Genomic DNA, 20295 nt, shown 5'->3' with positions numbered 1-20295 from the left:
GCGGGGCCGAGGCGCGATCGGGGCGCGGCCTTTGCCGCCGGTTTGACGGCCGCCGCATACAAAGGAGACATGCCGGACCGGAACGCCTCGCCGGACCCGTCCGGGCCGTCCGGCGGGTGGGAACGGCTCCGGCCGCGCCGTCCCCGCTCGATCCGCGCGCGCGTGACGCTCGTCGCGATGGGCGTGATCGGCACCCTGCTGCTCGTCGCCGTGGTCGTGACGGCGGTCGTGCTCCAGCGGCTCGTCCGGGGGCACCTGCACGAGACGGCCGCGCGCGCGGCGAGGCAGGTCGCCGTCCAGGCCACCTCGTCGCGGCTGCCGGCGCCGATCCCCGCGGAGAACGGCGTCCTGCTGATCCAGGTGGTCTCGGACGACACGCGCGGGGTCGTCGCGTCGAGCGCGTCGCTGGAGGGCGCGCCGCCGATCACGACGGCCGGACCGAGCCGCAGGGACACCCGCGTCGACACCAAGGTGTGCCAGCGCAGCGACCTCGTGCCCGACTGCGTGACCGTGGTCGGGTTCGACATCATCTCCGACGTCTACGGCGACGTGACGGTGTACGCGGCCGTCCCGGAGCCGTGGCTGCTCGGCAACCTCGTCCTGGAGGCGGTGATGGCGGGCCTGTGCGCGGTCGTCCTCGCCCTGACCGCGTGGGGGATCTGGCGCGCCGTCGGGCGGACGCTGCGGCCGGTCGCGCGGATCGAGGCGGAGATGGCCGAGATCACCGCGTCCGACCTGAGCCGCCGGATGCCCGTGCCCGCCACCCGCGACGAGGTCGAACGGCTCGCCCGCACCCTCAACGAGACGCTGGACCGGCTGGAGCGCTCGGCCGAGCAGCAGCGCAGGTTCGCCGCGGACGCCTCGCACGAGCTGCGCACCCCGATCACCGGGCTGCGGACCCGGATCGAGCTGGCCCTCACCGCCCCCGAAGAGACCGACCTGGTCGAGACGCTGGAGTACGCGCTGCGCGACACCGACCGGCTGCACCAGATCGTCGACGCGCTGCTCGCCCTCGCCCGGCTGGACTCGGGCGTCGAGCCGCGCCGCGCGGCGCTCGACCTCGGGGCGCTGGTCGAGAACGAGCTGGCGCGCCGTACGCCCCGGGCGCCCGTCACGGCGCGCATCGAGCCCGGCGTCCTGGTCGAGGCCAACCACCTCCAGCTCTCCCGCGCCGTGGTCAACCTGCTCGCGAACGCCGACCGGCACGCCGCGTCGGAGGTGGAGGTGGCGGTGTGGGCGGAGGGCGGCGAGGCGGTGGCCGAGGTCGCCGACGACGGCCCCGGCATCCCGCCGGACGACCGGGAGCGCGTGTTCGAGCGCTTCACCCGGCTCGACTCGGCGCGCAGCAGGGACGCCGGAGGCAGCGGCCTCGGGCTGCCCATCGCCCGCGAGATCGCGACCTCGCACGGCGGCCGCCTCTACGTCGCCGACGACCCGGACATGGACGTCCCCGGCCCGGGCCGGGGCGCCCGCCTGGTCCTGCGCCTTCCCCTCCTCACCGACCCGCGCGCCGGCATCGGTCCCGGCGCGGGCCCCGGCGCAGGGCCCGGCGCGGACCCGGGCCCTGGCTGACGGACGTGCTTCAGGAGGACTGGGCCGTGTCGTAGAGGTTCTTGGCGTCGGCGCCGAAGTACGGGCCGAACATGTAGTCCGACAGCAGCGGCAGGTTGTACTTGAAGCTGTTGACCGAGTTCTGGATGCCCGTCCCGGCCTGCTCGCCGAAGTTCAGGAACCACGGCCCGCCGCTCGACCCGCCCGTCATGTCGCAGCGCAGCCCGATGTCCTTGCTGGTGAGGAAGTCGTTGATGACCTTCCCGCTGCAATAGACGAGCTTGGATCCGTCGTAGGGGGCGGCGGCCGGGTAGCCGAACGAGTACATCGTCTGGCCGCGGGCCTGGTTGAACGCGATGCCCTGCCCTCCGACGGCGTCGACGAGCTTCCGGCCGTCCAGGGGGTTCACGACGGCGGCGCCCACGTCGTAGTTGAGGTCCTCGCTCGCGGTCCACTGCGGGGTGGACAGCGTCTTGCTCGCGGTCCACGTCCCGTACGGGCGCCGGCCGTTGTCGTAGCCCGGCACGAACACCCAGTCGGTGTGCCACGCGCCGTCCAGCTTCACGCAGTGCCCCGCGGTGACCACGGTGCTCCGGTTGGCGCTGGTGACCGCGTCGCCCGAGCACGACGCCGTACGGCCCTGGTAGGTGAAGAAGACGCGTCCGGCCGTCTTCGCCACGGCGCCGCCGCCGGTCCAGGGCGCGCCGCCGTTCGGGACCGACATCGGAACGATCTTGGAGAGGCCGCGGCGGACGTCCGCGAGCCCGGCGCCCTTCGGCTTGAACAGCCGCTCCATGGGCGTGGCCGACCGCATGCGCCGCGGCGTCCAGTACCTCAGGACGCGCTGCCGCGCCGCGGCGTCCGCCGCCTGGGTCCGCACCGAGGGGGACGGCAGGGGCCCGGCGGCCGGGACGGCGGCCGGAGCGGCGGGCGCGGCCGAGGCGGGGGCGGCGGCGAGCATCGGGGCGACGAGCGCGGCGCCGCCGAGCGCGGTGAGCACCGCGGCCCGTGGGGAGCGTCTCATGTGGCCTCCGTTCGGGGGAGCGGGGAGGTGAGGCCGGGCAGCGATACTGTCCGTGACCCGGAAGTTACTTTCGCGATCTTCAGTGCGACTAGTGGCATATCTGGACAAAGGTGACAGTCGATCTCTGGCGGCCTTCGCCGTCCCCGCAGGTCGCGGCGGGCGTCGCGCGGGGCGTCCGCGGGCGCGGCCGGTGATGGCCGACAATGGGTCCGTGATGCCTTCTCCCGGCGCCGCCCCAGGTGCCCCTCGTGACCTCGTCGTGCTCGGCTCCACAGGGTCGATCGGCACGCAGGCCCTCGACGTGATCCGCCGCAACCCCGAGCGGTTCCGCGTGGTCGGGCTCGCGGCCGGCGGCGGACGGGTCGAGCTGCTGGCCGCGCAGGCGCTGGAGTTCCGCCCGGAGGTCGTGGCGGTGGCGCGGGCCTCGGCCGCGCAGGACCTCCAGCTCGCCTTCTACGCCGAGGCCAAGCGGCGCGGCTACGCCGCCGGCGAGTACGCCATCCCCAAGATCGTCGCCGGTCCGGAGGCGGTGGCGGAGGTCGCGGCGTGGCCCTGCCACACCGTGCTGAACGGGGTGGACGGCGCGCTCGGCCTCGCCTCCACGCTCGCCGCCCTGGACGCGGGCCGCACCCTCGCGCTGGCCAACAAGGAGTCGCTGATCGTCGGCGGGCCGCTGGTCAAGCGGCGGGCCCGTCCCGGCCAGATCGTGCCGGTCGACTCCGAGCACTCGGCGCTCGCCCAGTGCCTGCGCGGCGGCACGGCGGACGAGGTGCGGCGGCTGGTGGTGACGGCGAGCGGCGGGCCGTTCCGCGGGCGGAGCCGCGACGAGCTGGCCGGCGTCACCGTCGAGCAGGCCCTGAACCACCCGACCTGGGACATGGGGCCCGTCATCACGATCAACTCCGCGACCCTGGTCAACAAGGGCCTGGAGGTGATCGAGGCGCACCTGCTGTTCGACCTGCCGTTCGACCGGATCGAGGTGATGGTGCACCCGCAGTCGGCGGTGCACTCGATGGTCGAGTTCACCGACGGCTCCACGCTCGCCCAGGCCAGCCCGCCCGACATGCGGCTGCCGATCGCGCTCGGGATGCACTGGCCCGACCGCGTCCCCGACGCCGCGCCCGGCCTCGACTGGACCCGGTCGCACACCTGGGAGTTCTTCCCGCTGGACGACGAGGCGTTCCCCTCGGTGGCGCTCGCCCGCCGCGTCGGGACGCTCGGCGGCGTCGCCCCCGCCGTCTACAACGCGGCCAACGAGGAGTGCGTCGAGGCGTTCCGCGCCGGACGGCTCCCGTTCCTCGGGATAGTGGACACGATCTCGCGGGTAGTGGATGAGCACGTGCCCGACGAACGGGCGGCGGGCACGCGCGAGGGCCTGACCCTGGACGACGTGCTCGCGGCCGACGAGCGGGCGCGCGCCAGGGCGCGGGAGCTGACCCGGGAGGGCTGACCCCGGCGCTCCGCGGCACGGCCCGTGCACGGCCGCCCCGGCGAGGAGGGAGCGCGATGGCCTTTCTGCTCGGCGCGGCGGCGTTCGTGGTCGCGCTCCTCGCCTCGGTGATGCTGCACGAGGCGGGCCACCTGCTCACCGCCAAGCGGTTCGGGATGAAGGCCACGCAGTACTTCGTCGGCTTCGGGCCGACGCTGTGGTCGCGGCGGCGGGGCGAGACCGAGTACGGCGTGAAGGCGATCCCGCTCGGCGGCTTCGTCAAGATCGTCGGCTACACGCCGCTGGAGGAGGTCGACCCCGCCGACCGGGGCCGGGCGTTCTACCGGCAGCCCGCCTCCCGGCGCGCCGTCGTGATCGGCGCGGGCGTCGTCGCCAACTTCGCCGTGGCGTTCCTGCTGCTCGCGCTCATGGCCATGACCGTCGGCGTCCGCGACCAGGGAACGGTCACCGCCACCGTGGACGAGGTCACCGCCTGCGTGCCCGCCGACCTCCAGGGCGAGTGCGGGAAGGGCCGCCCGCCGTCCCCCGCCGCCTCGGCCGGGCTGCGCGCGGGCGACCGGGTCGTCTCGTTCAACGGCGTGCGGGTGAACGACGAGTGGGCGCGGCTGCGCGACGCGATCGACGCGTCCGAGCCGGGCCGGACGGTCCCGGTGGTGGTCCAGCGCGGCGGCGCGCGGACCACGCTGTACGTGCGGCTCGCCGAGGTGGGCGGCGCGCCGTTCGTCGGGATGGCGGCCAAGGTCGTCGGGGCGGGCTACGACCGCACCGGCCCGGCGGGGGCCGTGCGCTTCGCGGGGCGCGCCATCGGCACCAGCCTGGAGGGGATCGGCCGCACGCTCGCCGACCTGCCGAGCGCGATCCCGAAGCTGTTCTCGCCCGAGCGGGCCAGCACGCCGGGCGGCCAGGTGGGCAGCGTCGTCGGCGCGACGGACGTCTCGGGGCAGATCTTCTCCTCGGAGGGGTCCGCGCGCGACAAGCTCGCCCTGTTCCTCTCACTCGTCGTCTCGGTGAACATCTTCTTAGGAGCGCTCAACGTCCTGCCGCTGCTGCCGCTGGACGGAGGGCACCTCGCGGTCGTGGCGTACGAGCGGGTCCGCGTCAGGATCAACCGCCTCAGGGGGCGCCCCGACTCCGGGACGGTCGACCTGACCAGGCTGATGCCCCTGACCTACCTGGCGGTCCTCGTGCTCGTGGGCCTCGGGGTGCTGCTGATCCTCGCCGACCTCGTCAACCCCTTGAAGCTTCCCCAATAGCGCCCATGGGTAACAGTCGGTCATGAGTCCGTTACGTCATTGCTCGCCGGTGCGCGTCATGACATGGGCCGCGGACGCCTAAGGTTGGAAGGGCTGAGCGGTCGCAGCGGAGCGAGGTCTTCGGCCCCTCACTGCGGGGGACTGGGGGTCTCCCCCAGGAGAGCAGAGTGAGTCAGAGGAGAAGGATGAGCGTTTCACTGGGTATTCCGAGCGTCCGCGGCGAGGACGGCGCCGGGGAGGGCGCGCGCCCGGTGGCGCCGCGGCGCCGCTCCAGGCAGATCATGGTGGGGTCCGTGCCGGTGGGCGGCGACGCCCCGGTCTCGGTCCAGTCGATGACCACGACGCTGACGGCGGACGTCAACTCCACGCTCCAGCAGATCGCGGAGCTGACGGCGTCCGGATGCCAGATCGTGCGGGTGGCGGTGCCCTCGCAGGACGACGCCGAGGCGCTGCCGGCGATCGCGCGCAAGTCGCCGATCCCGGTGATCGCCGACATCCACTTCCAGCCCAAGTACGTGTTCGCGGCGATCGACGCGGGATGCGCGGCGGTGCGGGTCAACCCCGGCAACATCAAGAAGTTCGACGACAAGGTCGGCGAGATCGCGCGGGCCGCGAGCGACGCGGGCGTGCCGATCCGGATCGGCGTGAACGCCGGGTCGCTCGACAAGCGGCTGCTGGAGAAGCACGGCAAGGCCACCCCCGAGGCGCTGGTGGAGTCGGCGCTGTGGGAGTGCTCGCTGTTCGAGGAGCACGGCTTCCGCGACATCAAGATCTCGGTCAAGCACAACGACCCGGTGGTGATGATCGAGGCGTACCGCCAGCTCGCCGCCGCGTGCGAGTACCCGCTGCACCTCGGGGTCACCGAGGCGGGCCCGGCGTTCCAGGGCACGATCAAGTCGTCGGTGGCGTTCGGCGCGCTGCTGAGCCAGGGCATCGGCGACACGATCCGGGTGTCGCTGTCGGCCCCGCCGGTCGAGGAGGTCAAGGTCGGCACGGCGATCCTGGAGTCGCTCGGGCTGCGCCGGCGCGGCCTGGAGATCGTCTCCTGCCCGTCCTGCGGGCGCGCGCAGGTCGACGTCTACACCCTGGCCGAGCAGGTCACCGCCGGGCTCAAGGACTTCCCGGTCCCGCTGCGCGTGGCGGTCATGGGCTGCGTGGTCAACGGGCCGGGCGAGGCCCGCGAGGCCGACCTCGGCGTCGCCTCCGGCAACGGCAAGGGCCAGATCTTCGTCAAGGGACAGGTCGTCAAGACCGTCCCCGAGTCGCAGATCGTCGAGACCCTCATCGAGGAGGCGATGCGCATCGCCGACGAGATGGGCATCGAGGTCGGCGAGGACGGCACCGTCGCCGGCCCCGGCGCGGAGGTCGTCGTCAGCTGATCCCCGCCGTCCGCGCGACGGCATCACGAGGCCCCGGGGAGTTCCCCGGGGGCCTCGCCGCGTCACCGGACCCCTTCCGGCCGCCTCCTCCCTGCGGCGATGGCGCGGGGGAGGCGGCCGGTGACGTTTCGGAGCATCACGAAGTTCCGTTGATCTTGTCACGATTTCGCATCCACTCGCCGCGGGCCCTGCCCTCCGAACGGGACCGGGCGCAACAATCTTCACCGTTTACCCATATGTCCGACTCGCTGTGGAGTCGGCATGCAAAGGGGGAATTGTGAAGAGGATCGTCGTCCTGGCCGCGGCGGCCGGGCTCGGGCTCACCGGCGCCGGGGCCGCGAGCGCGCAGGCGGCCGCGGGACCGTCCGGGGCCCCCGCCCCGTCCGGCGCCGGAGCGTCCGCGCTCCGCTGGCACGCCTGCCCGCCCGACTTCGTGAAGTCGGTGGCCGCCTATGACGTGAAGTACCCCGTCTCGAAGATCGTCCAGTGCGCCGAGCTGAAGGTGCCGCTCGACCACGCCCGGCCCGGCGGCACGAAGATCACCCTCCAGCTCACCCGGCTGCCGCACACCGGCTCGGGCCCCGCCAAGGGCGACATGGTCGTCAACCCGGGCGGTCCCGGGGCGGGCGGCGCCCTGTTCGGGGCCCGGTTCTTCGCCGAGAGCTCGCCCGCGCTGCGCGCCGCGTACAACGTGATCGGCTTCGACCCGCGCGGCATCGGCATGAGCGTGCCCGCTCTGAGCTGCGACCCCAACTACACCAACGCCCCCAGGCCCGACTACGGCACCGGTGACCGGAAGAGCGTCGCGACCTGGCTGAAGAAGGCCAAGGGGTACGCCGAGGCGTGCGCCAGGAACGACAAGGTCGGGCTGCTCAAGCACGACAAGACGATCGACTCGGTGCACGACATGGAGTCCATCCGCAAGGCGCTCGGCAACGCCAGGCTCGACTTCTACGGCGCCTCGTACGGCACCTACCTCGGCTCGTCGTACGCCACCGTGTTCCCGAAGCGCGTCGGGCGCATGGTGCTGGACGGCAACGTCGGCCCGAGCGACGCCTGGTACGACGCCAACCTCAACCAGGACGTCGCGTTCGACAAGAACATGGACTACTACTTCGGCTGGATCGCGAAGTACGACTCGGTCTACCACCTCGGCACGACGCAGCGCGAGGTCCGGTCGTTCTTCTACGGCCTGCGCGCCAAGCTCGCGAAGAAGGCGGTCTACTACACCGACCCGGACAGCGGCGCCCAGGTCGCGGTCGGCCCCGACGAGCTGACCGACGTCATCCAGAACGCCGGGTACCGCCGCAGCCAGGCCGTCTGGCACGGCTTCGCCACGGGCCTGTCGGCCTACAAGCGCGGCGACACGGCCACGTTCGCCGGCACCTTCGGCGCGCAGACGAGCGGCGGCGCCGACGACAACGGCTACATGGGCTACAACGCCGTTCAGTGCACGGACGTTCAGTGGCCGACGAGTTGGAAGAAGTGGCAGCGCGACAACGAGCGGATCAACAAGAGGCACCCGTTCCTGACGTGGGGCAACGCCTGGTACAACGCGCCGTGCCTGTTCTGGCCCGCCAAGGCCGGCAAGCCGGTCGACATCGGCCGCGGCAAGGACTTCCCGCGCAACATCCTCCAGTTCCAGTCCACCGCCGACGCGGCGACGCCGTACGAGGGCGCGCTGGAGATGCACCGGCGGCTGAAGGGCTCGCGCCTGGTCGTGCAGGACGGCGACCGCACGCACTGCATCGTGCACCGCGGCTCGGCGGCCGTGGACGCCCTCTTCGACGCGTACTGGCTGAAGGGCGAGCGCCCGGCGAAGGACACCGTGCACGTTCCGCAGCTCGGTGACCCGGTCCCGCCGGCGCAGGCGAAGGCGCCGGTCGCGGCGGGCGGCCTCGCCGCCGCGCTGCGGCACGACGTCATCCGCTGACCCGTCCGGCGCGGGGGTCCCCTGCCGGGACCCGTGTCCGGGGCGCGGCGCACGCGCCCCGGACCCGCGCCGGGCACCCGGCGGCCGGGCCTCCCGGCGGCCGGGCCTCCCGGCCGCCGGGCGGCGCGGGACGAACGCGGCGGTCCTGGAGTTCCGCGGATGTTGTCACGATTTCGCATCCACTCGCGACAGGCCCTGCCGTCCCCGCCGTACTGAACGCCACAATCTCCACTTAATACTCGTTTCGGCTATTTCTTCGGCGCCGTTCCCGCCGCCCCCACCCCGGGCGCGCGGGCGCGCCGAACGAGGGGGTCTGGTGAAGAGGATCGTTCTCGTCGCGGCCGCGACGGCCGTCGGTGTCGGCGGCACCGGCGCCGCCGTCTCCGCGAGCACGGGCGGGGCCGGACGGGCCGCGAGCCCGGTCGCCGCCGCGTCCGGCATCGCCTGGGGCAAGTGCGAGGTCAGCGGGCCGACCGACCCGATGAACAACGCCGAGTGCGCCCAGCTTCCGGTGCCGCTCGACTACCGCAAGCCGAACGGCCGCAAGATCTCCATCGCGGTCTCCCGGGTCAAGGCCACCGACACCAAGAACTACCAGGGCGTCCTGCTCGTCAACCCGGGCGGTCCCGGAGCGAGCGGCCTGCCCTACTCGGCGGCGTTCCCGCGCTGGTTCAAGGGGGTCGGCCACGCCTCCACCATCGCCAAGTACGACGTCATCGGCTTCGACCCGCGCGGCGTCGGCGCCAGCAAGCCCGCGCTGAGCTGCGACCCGCACTACCAGGACCCGATCCGGCCGGACTACGTCCCGCACTCCGCCAAGGAGGAGCGCGCCTGGATCGCCAAGTCCAAGCGGTACGCCGCCGACTGCACCAGGAAGTTCGGCTGGCTGCTGCCGCACCTGCGCACGACCGACGCGGCCCGCGACATGGACGCGCTGCGCGCCGCGCTCGGCCAGAAGAAGATCAGCTACTACGGCTTCTCGTACGGGACCTACCTCGGCGCCACCTACGCCACCCTGTTCCCGAAGCGGGTGAAGCACGCGGTCTTCGACGGCAACGTCAACCCGAAGACCGTCTGGTACGACGCGCAGCTCGAACAGGACAAGGCGTTCGAGCGCAACATCAAGTTCTGGTTCGCCTGGACCGCGAAGTGGGACTCGGTCTACCACCTCGGCAAGACCGGCAAGGCCGTCGAGGCCCGGTACTACGCGATCAGGGCCGCCGCGAAGAAGGCCCCGATCGGCGGGAAGATCGGCCCCGACGAGCTCGACGACATCGTGCTGAACGCCGGGTACAACACCGGCTTCTACATCCCGTACGCCGAGGCGCTGTCCGCGTGGGCCACCAAGAAGGACCCGGCCGCGCTGCTCGACAACCTCAACCCGGGCGGCGACGACAACAGCTTCGCCGTCTACAACGCCGTCCAGGCCGCCGACGCGAAGTGGCCGCGCTCCTGGAGCAAGTGGCACAACGACGCCGCGAAGCTGTACCGGCAGGGCTACCGGTTCAACACGTGGAGCAACGTCTGGTTCAACGCCCCGGTCGCGTTCTGGCCGTTCAACGGCGGTCCGGAGCTGAGGCTCGGCGCGAAGGGCCTGCCGGGGATGCTGCTCGTCCAGTCCACCCTGGACGGCGCGACGCCGGTCGCGGGCGGGCTCGCGATGCACAAGACGTTCCCCTCGTCCCGGCTGGTCGAGGAGATCGGCGGCAAGACCCACGCCAACACCCTCAACGGCAACCTCTGCCTGGACGACAAGGTCGCGGCGTACCTCGACAGCGGCCGGCTGCCGAAGGGCCGTCCCGGCGCGGACGCCACGTGCAAGGCGCTCCCGGAGCTGAACGACCCCGACCCGACGGCCGCCAAGGCCGCCGCGGCGGGCCCGAAGGGCAAGGACCTGCCGGTCGGCCGCCCGTAGGCGGTCGCCGGTAGGAGGGGCGGGCCGCGAGGCCCCGCCCGCGCACGCTCGCGGCGTGCCGCCCGGTCCGAGGTCCCGGACCGGGCGGCGCGCCGCGTCCCCGTTCCGGGACGGCGACGGTTTGCGGCGGAAGCGCCCGGAACGTTCGGTGGTCGGCCTCCGGTCGCTTCCGCAGGTAGAAAGCGGGAGTGAACGCCGCTGGAGAGAACGCCGCCGCGAAGAACCGCCGGACCGCCCGCCGGGACGCCCGCCGGAGCGGCCCCGTGAGAGGGGCCGGGAGGGGCGCCGGGAAGGCCGTCGCCGCCGGCGCCGCCGCCGTGACCGTCGCCTTCGGGACCCTGACCGCCGCCGCGGCCGAACGTCCCCCGGGACCGAACCCGGCCCCCAACCCCGCGCCGAGGCCCGCCGGGCTCGCCTGGTCCCCGTGCCCGAAGAAGGACCGGATCGAGGGCGACGCGCTGAAGAACCTGGAGTGCGCGAACGTGCGCGTACCCCTCGACCACGCCCGTCCGGGCGGGGAGCAGATCACCCTCGCGCTGACCCGGGCCAGGCACACGGCCCGCACGTTCCAGGGCGTCGTGCTGCTCAACCGGGGCGGCCCCGGCGCGCACGGGCGCGACCTGCCCGCCTCGTTCACCGCGGCCCTGCCGAAGGAGACCGCCGCGCAGTACGACTGGATCGGGTTCGACGCCCGCGGCGTGGGCGCGAGCGAGCCCGCGCTGCTGTGCGACAGGAGCTACCTGAACCCCGGCAGGCCCCGCGCCGACACCGTGCCGTCCTCCGCGGCCGAGGCGCGGGCCTGGCAGCGGCGGGCGACGGCGTACGCCGACGACTGCGCCCGCAGGTACCCGCGGTTCCTCCCGCACCTCGGCACCGCCGACTGGGCGCGGGACCTGGACGCGATCCGCGCCGCGCTCCGCCAGGACCGCATCAACTACTTCGGCTACTCCTACGGCACCTACCTCGGCGCCGTGTACGCGACGATGTTCCCCGGCCGGGTGCGGCGCATGGTCCTCGACAGCGTGGTGCGGCCGAGCGGCGTCTGGTACGACGCCAACCTCGACCAGAACGTGGCGTTCGAGAAGCGGATCCGGATGTTCTTCGGCTGGGTCGCCCGCCACCACGACGTGTACCGGCTCGGCAGGACCGCGAACGCGGTCGCCGCCTCCTACGCCAAGGCCCGCGCGCGCGTGAAGGCCGAGCCGATCGACGGCCTCGTCGGGGCGTCCGAGCTCGACGACACGTTCCTCACCGACGGGTACGCCGACTCCGTCTGGCCGCGGCACGCGGCGGCGCTCTCGGCGTACCTGGTCCGCGCCGACCCGAAGCCGCTGCGCAAGGCGTGGAAGCCGCCCGTGTGGCTCGACCAGAACAACTACGCCGTCTACAGCGCCGTCCAGTGCCGGGACGCCGCCTGGCCCCGCGACTGGAGCCGCTGGACCGCCGACAGCGCCCGCCTCTACCGGGCCGGATACCGTTTCGAGACCTGGAGCAACACCTGGTACAACGCGCCCTGCGCCGCCTGGCGCGTGCCGGGCGGGCCGCCGCCCGCGGTGCGGGAGCGGCGGGGGATGCCGCCGATCCTGCTGGTGCAGGCCACCGAGGACGCCGCCACCCCGTACTCCGGGGCGGTCGAGACGCACCGGCTGTTCCCCTCGTCCCGGCTGGTGGTGCAGGTCGGAGGGGGCAACCACGGGGTCGCGCTGTCCGGCGACAAGTGCGTGGACGGCGCGGTCGCCCGCTACTTCGCCTCCGGCGCCCTGCCCCCGGGCCGGCGCGGCCCGGACACGGCCTGCCCCGCGCCCGCCGGGCCGAAGCCCGCGCGCGCGAGCGGGCGCCGGGAGGCCGTGCGGAGCCCGGCGGCGGACGCCGGGGCCCCGGTCCGGGAGCCGGTTGCGGTGATGGGCGCGCGGACGTCATAGGCTGGTCGGCGTGGTGCTGACAGTGGCGGGGCCCCACCCGGGCCCCAACCCTCGCCGGAGCCGGTAGCCGTGCGCATGCTCGGGTCGCTGCCCGTCCGGGTGCTGGACGACCGGTACCTGGACGAGGCGCTGCGCATCCTCGACGCCGACCCGGTCGGCAACGTGTTCGTCGCGTCCCGGGTGCACGCCGCCGGGCTCGACCCGCGCCGCCTCGGCGCCCAGGTGTGGGGCTACGCGCGCGACGGGCGGCTCGCCTCGCTGTGCTACTCGGGCGCCAACCTGATCCCGGTCGCGGCCGGTCCCGAGGCGGTCCGGGCGTTCGCCGAACGGGCCCAGGCGCAGGGCCGCCGCTGCTCGTCCATCGTCGGCCCGGCCGGCGCGGTCGGCGAGATGTGGGAGTTCCTGGCGCCCTACTGGGGGCCGCCGCGCGCCGTGCGCGCCGCGCAGCCGGTGCTGGCGACCTCGGCGGTGCCGGACGTGCCGCCCGACCGGCGGGTCCGCCGGGTCGGGATGGAGGAGTTCGACATCGTCTACCCCGCCTGTGTGGCGATGTTCACCGAGGAGGTCGGGATCTCCCCCAACACCGGCGACGGGGGAGTGCTCTACCGGGCCCGCGTCGCCGAGCTGATCAGGGAGGGCCGGGCGTTCGCCCGGATCGAGGACGGCCGGGTGATGTTCAAGGCCGAGATCGGCGCCGTCACCCCGCACGCCTGCCAGGTGCAGGGCGTGTGGGTGCCGCCGGACCTGCGCGGCCGGGGCCTGTCGGTGACCGGGATGGCGGCCGTGGTGGACGAGGCGCTGCGCGGCGTCGCGCCGACCGTCTCGCTGTACGTCAACGACTACAACACCCGGGCCCGCGCCACCTACAGCCGGGTGGGATTCACCGAATCCGGCACGTTCATGTCGGTGCTGTTCTGACATCGGGTCCGGGCCGCGCACCCGGTACGATCCGGCCGTGGAGTTCGCCGGAGCGTTGAGGCAGGCCATCCAGGCGAGCGGCCTGACCCTGGAGCGGATCCGGCACCGGCTCGGGCAGCGGGGCCTGACCGTCAGCGTGGCCACGCTGAGCTACTGGCAGCGGGGCCGCAGCCGTCCCCGCTCGCGTGCCGTGGTCACGACGCTGGAGGAGATCCTGCGCGTCCCCGCCGGGACGCTGACCGAGCTGCTCGACGACCCCGCGCCCGCCGCCGTCCCCGCCCCGGGCGGCACGGCGCGCGGCGCGCCGGGACGCCCGGGGCACGCGAAGGGCGCCGCCCCGGGCCCGTACCCCGGCGGCGAACGGTCCCGCGCCGCCGCCGAGCTGTGGCCGGATCCGGACCGGTACGCGCGGCTCGTCGCGCAGCTCGACCGGTCCGGCGACCACCGGCTGGAGCGGCTGAGCACCCACGACGTCCTCGTCCTCGGCCGCGACCGGCGCCCGCGCGGCCTGACCGTCCGGGAGGTCCTGCGGGCCACCGGCGACGACGTGGACCGCGTCGTCTGCGTGCACCTCGCGGTCGTCCCCGAGGACCCGGGCTCGGTGCCCGACGCCGACCCGGACCCGGACCCGCCGGCGGTGCGGGGCTCCGGGTCCGCGCTCGGTCCGTCCGCCCCGCTCGGTCCGGCCTCGCCGTTCGGGTTGTCCGGAACGGTCGGTCCGTCCACGCCGCTCGGCCCGTCGGCCCCCGCCGTGCCTCCGCTGCCGACCGTCCCGCTCGGGGAGGGGGGAGCCGCCGACGCCGCCGGGGCCGCCGACGCGACCGGCGTCACGGTGGACGCGGTCGGGACGGTCGAGGGGGCGGCGCGGGCGAGCGTCGAGCTGGCGCGGACCCGGTACTGCCGGCCCGGACGGATCCGGACGGAGGGCGGGCTGATCGGGTTCGAGCTGGTCTTCGACCGGGTCCTCGCCGCCGGGGACACGGCCGTCGTCGAGTACGAGCTGAGGCTCCCGGCGGACGGGCCGGTCCGGCGCCGCTTCGAGCGGCGCTTCCCGCGCCCGGTCCGCGACTACCTCGCGGTCGTGCAGTTCCACGACGGCATGTTCCCGGCGCGCTGCTACGGGTTCTCCCGGGAGTCGGGGAGCGCGGCGGCGGTCCGGGCGGGGGAGCTGTGGATCGGGACGTCCGGAAGCGCGCATCTCACGGTGGGCGACGTGCGGCGCGGCATCCTCGGCATCGAGTGGGAGTGGGAGTGAGCGCGACGGCTCCCCGAAACCCGCGACCGGAGGCGTGCTTTTCGGTACAATTCGGTACGAGCTGATCGGGCACGCGACGACGGGTGCCGTCTCCGGCGACCGTCGGGCACGCCTGGCCGGCTGATCCACACCGGCGGTCTCTAGCCGAAAGGTCCCCCCGGAAGGCCGCCGGGCGCGGCCTTCCGGGGACCTGTTGTGAGAAGTTGCCGATTGGCATCGCGACGCGGTGGCCTTACAGTGAGCGCGGAAGTTGCAAGTGCGGTTGTCAAGGCCGTAGACGGGGGCCGGCCGGAGCCCGATCCGGAGGCCGATAGCGGTGCAGAGCGTCACGAGCGTCACGGACGAGGATCTCCTCCAGATGCTTCAGTACGGTCCCTTCAACGTCGCCCTCCACGCCGCGATCCAGGCCCGCGGCCTCAGCCTTGAGGCGCTGCGGCGCCGCCTTGAGGAGCAGGGCATCGCGGTCAGCCTTTCCACCCTCAGCTACTGGCAGCGCGGCAGGACCCGGCCCGAACGGGCCGACTCGCTGCGCGCCGTGCGCGGCCTGGAGGTCATCCTCGAACTGCCGCGCCACTCCCTGCTCACGCTGCTGCGCCCGACCGCCGACCGGACCGCCGGGCCGTGGCTGCCGGTCGAGGAGCTGTGCCCCGAGCCGGGCGTCCGCGACCTGCTGGACGAGATCGGCGACCGGGGCGAGCGGCAGCTCACCGGCCTCAGCCTCCAGGACCAGCACATCATCGGCCGCCGCAGGGAGCTGCGCGAGGTCCGCACGCGCGCGGTGTTCCAGGCGCAGCAGCGCGGCGTGGACCGGTGGATCGCCGTCTACCACCACCCGTGCCGCATCCTGCCGTCGTCCCGGACGGCGCGCGGCTGCCGGTTCGGCCGCGTGCGGATGGACGCCGCGAGCGGCCTCATCGCGGCCGAGTTGCTGTTCGACCGGGCCCTCGGGCGCGGCGAGACGTACCTGCTCGAATACGGCTTCGGGTTCGACGAGACGGGCCCGGCCGTGTCGGAGGAGGGGCGCGGGTTCCGCACGCCGCAGCACGAGTACCTGATCGAGGTCCGGTTCCATCCGGCGACCCTGCCCGCCCGCTGCTACCGCACCTGGCGGCCCGACGCGCAGACGGCGCTCAAGGACTCCGCCGACCTGCGCATGTCGAGCTACCACAGCGTGCACTTCATCGAGTTCGGCATGGCGGCCGGATACCACGGCATCCGCTGGGAGTGGGACTAGAGCACCAGGAGGCGGAGCAGGCGTTCGGGCTCCGCGGCGGGGTCGCGGGTGAGGCCCGCGTGCACCGGTCCCGGCTGGACGACCGTGCTGCGCGGCGCGGTGAGCCAGCGGAACCGCCCGCCCGGCGGCTCCGCGGCGGCCTGCCCGGCCCCCTCGCCGCCCTCGCACAGCCCGGCGACGCCCTTCAGCGCCGTCCGGACGCCGTCCACGTCGAGGGACGCGTCGAGGGCCAGCAGGCGCCCGTCGTCCACGTGGACGCGGCATCCGAGGAACTCGAACGCCCGGCAGTAGACCACGACGCCGACGTTCATGGCCTCGCCCCGTTCGACCCGGGGGACGACCCTCAGCGCGGCGTACTCGAACACGGTCGGCTGGTCGGCGCCGCGCAGGTTGGTGCTCACGACGGGCCTCCCAGCCACGAGGGGCGGTCGCCGCCGCGCCGCGACGGGCCGGGCCCGCCGCGCCCGCCGACGTCGAGGTCGGGCAGCCAGTCCCTGGGCCCGGCGGCGCGCTTGAGCAGCAGGTCGACGTAGGCGTCCCGGACGGCGTCGGGGCCGTCGAAGCCGGGCTCGCCCTCCAGCCACCGGTCCGGGACGAGGCCGGTCACCTCGCGCAGCAGGCCCTCGGTGATCCGCGGCGCGAACTCGGCCTCGGCCGCCGCCAGCTCCGCCGCGTACGGCGTCAGCACGTGGTCGTCCACGTCGTACGGGCCCGAGAACAGCCGCGCCGCGTTGGCCCACGCGTGGTGGAAGATCAGGCTCGCGCCGTGGTCGATCAGCCAGACCTTCCCGTGCCAGACGAGCATGTTGGGGTTGCGCCAGCTCCGGTCGACGTTGCCGATGAACGCGTCGAACCACAGCACCCGCGACGCGAACGCCGCGTCCGGCCGCCAGCCGAGCGGGTCGTAGCCGAGCGACCCGGGCAGGAAGTCGACCCCGAGGTTCCAGCCGGAGCTGGCCTTCAGCAGGTCCTGCACGTCCGGGTCGGGCTCGTGCCGCCCGATCACCGGGTCCAGCTCGATGACCACCTGATCGGGCACGCGCAGCCCGAGCCGCCGCCCGAGCTCACCCGCGACGACCTCGGCGATCAGGGCCTTGCGCCCCTGCCCGGCCCCGTGGAACTTCATCACGTACGTGCCGAGGTCGTCGGCCTCGACGACGCCCGGCAGCGACCCGCCCTCGCGCAGCGGCGTCACGTACCGGACGGCGGTCACAAATGGCAGCACGCGCCAAACGCTACCGGTATCCGCGCAGGCGGCGGGCACGGGCGGCGGCCGGGCGGCCCGCGCGCGCAAACGGCGCGGAAAGGGCGCAGACGGCGCGGACCCGCCCGTCCGCGTGGTCGGCGGGCGGGCGGGTCCGGCGCGTGCGGCGGGTCCGGCGGGTCCGGCGGGTCCGACGCGGTCACATCTTGGCGATGACCTCGTCGGCGAACCGCTCCATCGTGGCGATCTTGAGGGCGAGGGGATCGGGGTGCCGCTCCCTCTCCTCGGCGGTGGGCAGCCACCAGGGGGCCGCCATGGTGCCGGTGACGCCGCGGTCGGCCCACCTGCGGTACAGCTCCGCGCTCGGCATCGCGCCGATCGGGGCGATCACCTTGAGGTCGTCCAGGGTGCGGCCCTCTTCGGCCAGGTATCCCTCCAGCCGGGTGAGGAGGGCCTCCAGCCTCTCCTCGGAGTAGACGCGGTTGCCGATCCAGCCGTCGCCGGTCCGGGCGGCGCGGCGCAGGGCCGCGTCGCTGTCCCCGCCGACGTAGACCGGGACGGGCTCGTCCGGGACGGGCGAGATGCTGAGCGGCCCGTGGTCGTAGTACGTGCCGTGGTGCTCGACCGTCCCGCCCGCCCACAGCGCGCGCAGGGCGGGCAGCATCTCGTCCAGGCGCCTGCCCCGGGTGTGGAAGTCCTGGCCCGTCTGGAGGAACTCGTCCTTGCACCAGCCGACGCCGACGCCGAGGATCGCCCGGCCGCCGGACAGCACGGCGGCCGTCGAGACCGCCTTGGCGACGGTGAACAGGTCGCGGGCGGGCGCGATGTAGACGTTGGTGGCGAAGCGCACCCGCTCGGTCGCCGCCGCCATCGCCCCGATCGTGACCCAGGCGTCGGGCCAGTGCGTGTCCGGCTCGTACGGCGGCGCGCCCGTCTCGGTGTACGGGTACGGCGCGTCGTAGTCGGTGTAGAAGATGTGGTCCGACACCGCGATCGTGTCGTAGCCGAGCCGCTCCGCGGCGCGCGCGAGCGGGACGAACTCGCGGGTGTCGACGAACGCCGCGCCGAGCCAGAACTCCACGGTCAGTCCTGGAACTCGGGGATGACCTTGGTGGCGAACATCTCCAGGTTGCGCTTGACCGTGTCGAGCGGCAGCACGCCCTGCTGGCCCTGCATGAACAGGCCGAACCACTCCAGGTCGGGCATCCGGTCCAGCATCCGCTGGATGCCGCGCTTGACGTCGTCCGGCGTGCCGAGCAGCGCCATCTCGACCTCGTTCATGCGCTTGAAGTCGCCCTTCTCCGGGGAGATCGGCTTGTGCTTGTCGTCCTCCTTCTTGCGCAGCACCTCCAGGTAGCCGAACGGGCCGAAGAACGACGCGAAGTCCTTCTGCATCCCCTTGCCGTACGTGGCGATGGCCTCCTCGCGGGTGTCCGCCATGCCGACGATCTTCAGGATGCCGGTGTGCTCGCCGAGCTTGTAGTCCTTGCCCTGGCGCGCGCACTCCTCCTGGTAGAGCTTGGCCTTGGCCGCGTGGTCGTCGGGGTTCGGCGTGAACATCCAGGGCATGATGCCCTCCTGCGCCGCCCGGACGACCGACCGGTCCGAGACGGTGAACGGCTGCCACAGCTCCGGGTGCGGGTTCTGGTACGGCTTCGGGCAGACCGACACCGACTGGATCACGCCGTTCTCGTCGATCTCGCCGGGCGCGCCGAACGTCTTGGTCCACTCCTGCGCGGGCCAGCCCTCGATGCCGCTGTAGGGGTTCGGCACCTCGTAGTCGAGCACGTCGCTCTTGTAGCGCAGCGAGTCGTTCTCCCACGCCATCTTCATGATCTTCAGCACCTCGCCGAAGACGTCGAAGTTGCGGTTGTCGGACTTGGAGCCGTCCGAGCGGGCCGCCGCCGCGTGCCAGCGCTGGCCGAGCACGTTCGCCCAGCGGGCCTGGTAGCCGCGGGCGACGCCGAGGCGCAGCCGGCCCTTGGAGAAGTGGTCGAGGAGCGCGACGTCCTCGGCGGCGCGGATCGGGTCCCAGGCGGGCAGCACCAGGCCGAGCGGCGCGAGCAGGATCCGCTCGGTGCGGGCCGCGAGGTCGGTCAGGAACATCAGGGGGTTGACCGAGAACTCGAAGCCCTCCGAGTGGAAGTGGTGCTCGGTCATCATCAGCGCGTCGAAGCCGACCTGGTCGGCGTGCACCGCGATCTCGCGGACCTCGTGCAGCAGCTTCTGGTACGACTCGACGTCCCGCCCGATCGGCCGCTTGGCCTTGGCGTTCTCCTCGGCGGCCCAGCCCGACCCCGGGATCTGCGGGTTGAGGAAGATCGAAAACTTCACGCGGACTTCTCCTTGTCGAGCTCGTCGAGCCGGCCGAGTTCCTCTAGCCAGTCGATTGCGGCGTGCAGGAATTGCTCCGGCCGCTCTTCGTGCAACCGGTGCCCGCTCTCCGGCCAGTGGACGGCCCTGGAGGCGGGGTGCTTGGACAGTTCGGACTCCCAGGCGGCCTGCGCGGCGTCCGCCCGGATCGTGAGGACCGGGCAGGCGCGCGCCGCGATCCGCTCGTCGGAGGCGGGCCTGGCGCCCCACGCGCCGTCGCCGGTGAACATCGCCGGGAACGCCTGCGCGAGCACGTGCGCGGGCGTGGCGAGGATCTTGCGCGCGTGCGACGTCCGGACGAACGGGGGAGTGGACGGCACGTACAGCACCGGCTCCATCCCGAGGACGGTCGCGTGCGGGTCCTTACCGAGGGCGTCCACCATGGCGGGGAAGAACGCGGCGACCTCGGCGGGCTGCCCGTAGGCGGGATCGACGCAGAGCAGCCCGCGCACGCGTTCGGGGTGCGCGTGCGCGAGCGCCGTCACGACCATCCCGCCCATCGAGTGGCCGAACGCGACGACCCGTTCGACGCCTAGGTGGTCGAGGAGCCGGGCGAGGTCGCCGGCGAGGTCCTCGGGGCGGTAGCCGGTCTCCGGCGCGGAGGACGCGCCGTGGCCGCGCAGGTCGGCGGCGATGACGCGGTGCCCGGCGGCGCGCAGGGCCTCGATGTGCCAGGCCCAGTCCTGCGAGTCGGCCGCGAACCCGTGCACGAGCAGCAGCGGGTCGCGGCCGGGCGCGGGAACGTGCTCGGCGGACTCGGCGGACTGGAGGGACTGGGTGGACGCGGCGTCGTCGGTATAGAACAGACGCACGTCCCCGAGGTCGGCGAACGGCATGGCACCCGGCTCCCTTCGTCCCGCCCGGCGGCTTCCCGAACAAGCGCA

General features: G+C 73.6%; 16 protein-coding genes. 10 read left to right on the top strand and 6 right to left on the bottom strand.

Annotated features, from left to right (window positions below; genetic code table 11):
• The first annotated feature begins 69 nt into the window (after positions 1 to 69).
• Positions 70 to 1572 (top strand): cell wall metabolism sensor histidine kinase WalK, encoded by a 1503-nt coding sequence (locus GEV43_RS04050; protein WP_160819534.1) that lies wholly within the window; start codon positions 70 to 72, stop codon positions 1570 to 1572.
• A 10-nt stretch (positions 1573 to 1582) separates the two neighbouring features.
• Here the strand turns inward: GEV43_RS04050 and GEV43_RS04045 are convergent, their stop codons facing one another.
• Positions 1583 to 2575, bottom strand: a complete 993-nt coding sequence (locus tag GEV43_RS04045) for a serine protease (RefSeq protein ID WP_160819533.1) — start codon at positions 2573 to 2575, stop codon at positions 1583 to 1585.
• A gap of 214 nt (positions 2576 to 2789) precedes the next feature.
• On the opposite strand from GEV43_RS04045, the gene dxr reads away from it, so the two are divergent.
• From dxr to GEV43_RS04000, 9 genes are all read left to right on the top strand, one after another.
• Complete coding sequence (gene dxr, locus GEV43_RS04040; protein ID WP_160824289.1) at positions 2790 to 4025, top strand: 1-deoxy-D-xylulose-5-phosphate reductoisomerase; 1236 nt, start codon at positions 2790 to 2792, stop codon at positions 4023 to 4025.
• 56 nt (positions 4026 to 4081) lie between these two features.
• A complete protein-coding gene (locus GEV43_RS04035) occupies positions 4082 to 5278 on the top strand; it encodes an RIP metalloprotease (RefSeq protein WP_160819532.1) in 1197 nt (398 codons plus the stop codon).
• Positions 5279 to 5463: 185 nt separating this feature from the next.
• Positions 5464 to 6657, top strand: a complete 1194-nt coding sequence (ispG, locus tag GEV43_RS04030; protein ID WP_206681059.1) for a flavodoxin-dependent (E)-4-hydroxy-3-methylbut-2-enyl-diphosphate synthase — start codon at positions 5464 to 5466, stop codon at positions 6655 to 6657.
• Positions 6658 to 6934: 277 nt separating this feature from the next.
• Complete coding sequence (locus tag GEV43_RS04025; protein ID WP_160819531.1) at positions 6935 to 8590, top strand: alpha/beta hydrolase; 1656 nt, start codon at positions 6935 to 6937, stop codon at positions 8588 to 8590.
• A 316-nt stretch (positions 8591 to 8906) separates the two neighbouring features.
• Positions 8907 to 10505 carry an alpha/beta fold hydrolase gene (locus GEV43_RS04020; RefSeq protein WP_309239438.1) on the top strand — a complete coding sequence of 533 codons (1599 nt, stop codon included), beginning with the start codon at positions 8907 to 8909 and terminating at the stop codon, positions 10503 to 10505.
• Between the two features lie 263 nt (positions 10506 to 10768).
• Positions 10769 to 12427 (top strand): alpha/beta hydrolase, encoded by a 1659-nt coding sequence (locus GEV43_RS04015; protein ID WP_164717171.1) that lies wholly within the window; start codon positions 10769 to 10771, stop codon positions 12425 to 12427.
• A gap of 75 nt (positions 12428 to 12502) precedes the next feature.
• Entirely contained in the window at positions 12503 to 13345 is an 843-nt protein-coding gene (locus GEV43_RS04010) for a GNAT family N-acetyltransferase (protein WP_160824285.1), read from the top strand.
• A gap of 37 nt (positions 13346 to 13382) precedes the next feature.
• Complete coding sequence (locus GEV43_RS04005; protein ID WP_160819530.1) at positions 13383 to 14600, top strand: helix-turn-helix domain-containing protein; 1218 nt, start codon at positions 13383 to 13385, stop codon at positions 14598 to 14600.
• A gap of 358 nt (positions 14601 to 14958) precedes the next feature.
• Positions 14959 to 15834 carry a hypothetical protein gene (locus GEV43_RS04000; RefSeq protein WP_160819529.1) on the top strand — a complete coding sequence of 292 codons (876 nt, stop codon included), beginning with the start codon at positions 14959 to 14961 and terminating at the stop codon, positions 15832 to 15834.
• On the opposite strand, the gene GEV43_RS03995 is transcribed toward GEV43_RS04000, so the two are convergent.
• From GEV43_RS03995 to GEV43_RS03975, 5 genes are all read right to left on the bottom strand, one after another.
• The gene (locus GEV43_RS03995; RefSeq protein WP_175250302.1) at positions 15831 to 16145 is read right to left on the bottom strand and encodes a DUF3037 domain-containing protein; all 315 of its coding nucleotides are present in this window, start codon (positions 16143 to 16145) and stop codon (positions 15831 to 15833) included. The two genes, GEV43_RS04000 and GEV43_RS03995, sit on opposite strands and share 4 nt — an antisense overlap.
• Before the next feature lie 86 nt (positions 16146 to 16231).
• Complete coding sequence (locus GEV43_RS03990) at positions 16232 to 17059, bottom strand: HipA family kinase (protein WP_160819527.1); 828 nt, start codon at positions 17057 to 17059, stop codon at positions 16232 to 16234.
• A 178-nt stretch (positions 17060 to 17237) separates the two neighbouring features.
• The gene (locus tag GEV43_RS03985; RefSeq protein WP_160819526.1) at positions 17238 to 18119 is read right to left on the bottom strand and encodes a TIGR03619 family F420-dependent LLM class oxidoreductase; all 882 of its coding nucleotides are present in this window, start codon (positions 18117 to 18119) and stop codon (positions 17238 to 17240) included.
• A 2-nt stretch (positions 18120 to 18121) separates the two neighbouring features.
• Complete coding sequence (locus GEV43_RS03980; RefSeq protein ID WP_160819525.1) at positions 18122 to 19372, bottom strand: LLM class flavin-dependent oxidoreductase; 1251 nt, start codon at positions 19370 to 19372, stop codon at positions 18122 to 18124.
• Positions 19369 to 20247 carry an alpha/beta fold hydrolase gene (locus tag GEV43_RS03975; protein ID WP_160819524.1) on the bottom strand — a complete coding sequence of 293 codons (879 nt, stop codon included), beginning with the start codon at positions 20245 to 20247 and terminating at the stop codon, positions 19369 to 19371. The genes GEV43_RS03980 and GEV43_RS03975 overlap by 4 nt, the downstream gene beginning before the upstream one ends.
• Between the last annotated feature and the right edge of the window lie 48 nt (positions 20248 to 20295).

Origin of the sequence: Actinomadura sp. J1-007 (assembly GCF_009793335.1) — a bacterium.
GTDB lineage: Bacteria > Actinomycetota > Actinomycetes > Streptosporangiales > Streptosporangiaceae > Spirillospora > Spirillospora yumaensis.
This window is presented reverse-complemented; position numbering and strand designations above follow the sequence as displayed.

What these genes read in the sequence shown, in the direction of transcription:
- GEV43_RS04050 (WP_160819534.1), top strand. Translation starts at nt 70, where the DNA reads ATGCCGGACCGGAACGCCTCGCCGGACCCGTCCGGGCCGTCCGGCGGG.
- GEV43_RS04045 (WP_160819533.1), bottom strand. Translation starts at nt 2,575, where the DNA reads ATGAGACGCTCCCCACGGGCCGCGGTGCTCACCGCGCTCGGCGGCGCC.
- dxr (WP_160824289.1), top strand. Translation starts at nt 2,790, where the DNA reads ATGCCTTCTCCCGGCGCCGCCCCAGGTGCCCCTCGTGACCTCGTCGTG.
- GEV43_RS04035 (WP_160819532.1), top strand. Translation starts at nt 4,082, where the DNA reads ATGGCCTTTCTGCTCGGCGCGGCGGCGTTCGTGGTCGCGCTCCTCGCC.
- ispG (WP_206681059.1), top strand. Translation starts at nt 5,464, where the DNA reads ATGAGCGTTTCACTGGGTATTCCGAGCGTCCGCGGCGAGGACGGCGCC.
- GEV43_RS04010 (WP_160824285.1), top strand. Translation starts at nt 12,503, where the DNA reads ATGCTCGGGTCGCTGCCCGTCCGGGTGCTGGACGACCGGTACCTGGAC.
- GEV43_RS04000 (WP_160819529.1), top strand. Translation starts at nt 14,959, where the DNA reads ATGCTTCAGTACGGTCCCTTCAACGTCGCCCTCCACGCCGCGATCCAG.
- GEV43_RS03995 (WP_175250302.1), bottom strand. Translation starts at nt 16,145, where the DNA reads ATGAACGTCGGCGTCGTGGTCTACTGCCGGGCGTTCGAGTTCCTCGGA.
- GEV43_RS03975 (WP_160819524.1), bottom strand. Translation starts at nt 20,247, where the DNA reads ATGCCGTTCGCCGACCTCGGGGACGTGCGTCTGTTCTATACCGACGAC.